The sequence below is a fragment of the Burkholderia dolosa genome, from assembly GCF_902499135.1.
GTDB lineage: Bacteria > Pseudomonadota > Gammaproteobacteria > Burkholderiales > Burkholderiaceae > Burkholderia > Burkholderia dolosa.
This window is the reverse complement of record NZ_CABVPR010000138.1, coordinates 1-1,757: the sequence shown is the minus strand read 5'-3', so window position 1 is coordinate 1,757 and position 1,757 is coordinate 1. Positions and strand designations below refer to the sequence as shown.

Below are 1,757 nucleotides of genomic sequence, written 5' to 3'. Positions count from 1 at the left end.
CTTGAACCGCTCGTCGTATTTCGTCATGAAAAAACCCCAAGGGTCGGATCTATGTCCAACTCTTGGGGTTCAGTTCAAGGCCGCCCGTTTCGTTTGGCGCGGCGCGATCGTGTCATCGCGCGATCGCGCAATCGGACGATCAGCGCTTGCCGCCCGGCATCGCGAGGCCGATCAGACCGACCAGCGACGCGACGGCGCCGCCTGCGATCAGCAGAATCGTCTTCGTCGCAGGCGAACCGGTGAAGAAGCGCGACATGCTGTCGTTGAGCGAATGGAACGACTGGCCGCCGAAGTACAGCAGCACGATGCCGCCGACGAGCAGCGCGACCGAGATGATGCGGGACATGACCAACCTCGCTGAAACGGTGATTCGAGACGCCGCAGTGTAGGCGACGGCTGCGGTCGCGTCCATGGCCGTGCGCGCTTCGGCGACCTTCGCTACCATAGCCGGCGTACGTTCCCCTCGACGCCGGTGCGCGATCCACCACGATCGCGGCCGGTGCGCGTCCCTCCCCCGATGTCCTGACGGAATAGACTCATGGCCTACGAAGCAGCTTCCGAACGTTACGCTGACATGCAGTACCGCACATGCGGCAAGTCCGGGCTCAAACTGCCTGCGCTGTCGCTCGGCCTGTGGCACAACTTCGGCGACTCGACGCCGATCGCGACGCAGCGCGAAATCCTGCGCACCGCGTTCGACCTCGGCATCAACCACTTCGACCTCGCGAACAACTACGGGCCGCCGTACGGCAGCGCCGAAATCAATTTCGGCCGGTTGCTGAAGGAGGATTTCCGGCCGTACCGCGACGAACTGCTGATCTCGACGAAGGCCGGCTGGGACATGTGGCCGGGCCCGTACGGCAGCGGCGGCGGCTCGCGCAAGTACGTGCTCGCGAGCCTCGATCAGAGCCTGCAGCGCATGGGGCTCGACTACGTCGACATCTTCTATTCGCATCGCTTCGACGCGCATACGCCGCTCGAGGAAACGGCCGGCGCGCTCGCGGCGGCAGTGCAGCAGGGCAAGGCGCTGTACATCGGCATCTCGTCGTATTCGGCTGCGAAGACGCGCGAGATGGCCGCGCTGCTCGCGCAATACAAGGTGCCGCTGCTGATCCACCAGCCGTCGTACAACCTGCTGAACCGCTGGGTCGAGCACGAACTGCTCGACACGCTCGACGAGATCGGCACCGGCAGCATCGCGTTCACGCCGCTCGCGCAAGGGCTGCTCACGTCGAAATATCTGAACGGCGTGCCGGCCGACGCGCGCGTGAACAAACCGGGCGGCGGATCGCTGAAGCAGGATCACCTGAGCGCGGAGAACCTCGAGCATGTGCGCAAGCTCAATGCGATCGCCGAACGACGCGGGCAGAGCCTCGCGCAGATGGCGCTCGCGTGGGTGCTGCGTAACGGACGCGTGACGTCCGCGCTGATCGGCGCGAGCCGTGCGGAGCAGGTGCGCGAGAACGTCGGCGCGCTGAAGAACCTCGAATTTTCCGCGGAAGAACTCGCGGAGATCGATCGCTACGCGACCGAAGGCGGGATCAATCTTTGGGAAAAGCCGTCCACCGATCAGGCGATCTGACCGGCGGTCGATACGGATGCGGGGGCGCACCGTCGCGCCCCGCATCGCACGCGATACGCCGCGTCGCCGCAGTGCGGCGACGTCTGCGACGCATCGCGAGCTAGTGTCCCGTTCCGCTGATTCGCGAACAAAGTCGGTGTAGCTTTTCGAGGATGGAATCGGCAGACGCGGTCCA

At 64.9% G+C, this 1,757-nt stretch carries 2 protein-coding genes; one reads left to right on the top strand and one right to left on the bottom strand.

What is annotated here, in order from left to right:
* Positions 1-139: 139 nt before the first annotated feature.
* Positions 140-346, bottom strand: coding sequence for a DUF3185 family protein (locus BUB20358_RS27855; protein WP_006763130.1), 207 nt, complete (start codon positions 344-346; stop codon positions 140-142).
* A gap of 192 nt (positions 347-538) precedes the next feature.
* On the opposite strand from BUB20358_RS27855, the gene mgrA reads away from it, so the two are divergent.
* Positions 539-1,582: an L-glyceraldehyde 3-phosphate reductase gene (gene mgrA, locus BUB20358_RS27850; protein WP_006763131.1), complete on the top strand. Its 1,044-nt coding sequence runs from the start codon at positions 539-541 to the stop codon at positions 1,580-1,582.
* The last annotated feature ends 175 nt before the right edge of the window (positions 1,583-1,757 follow it).

Excerpts from the sequence above, each read along its gene's own strand:
- BUB20358_RS27855 (WP_006763130.1), bottom strand. The coding sequence starts at position 346 with ATGTCCCGCATCATCTCGGTCGCGCTGCTCGTCGGCGGCATCGTGCTG.
- mgrA (WP_006763131.1), top strand. The coding sequence starts at position 539 with ATGGCCTACGAAGCAGCTTCCGAACGTTACGCTGACATGCAGTACCGC.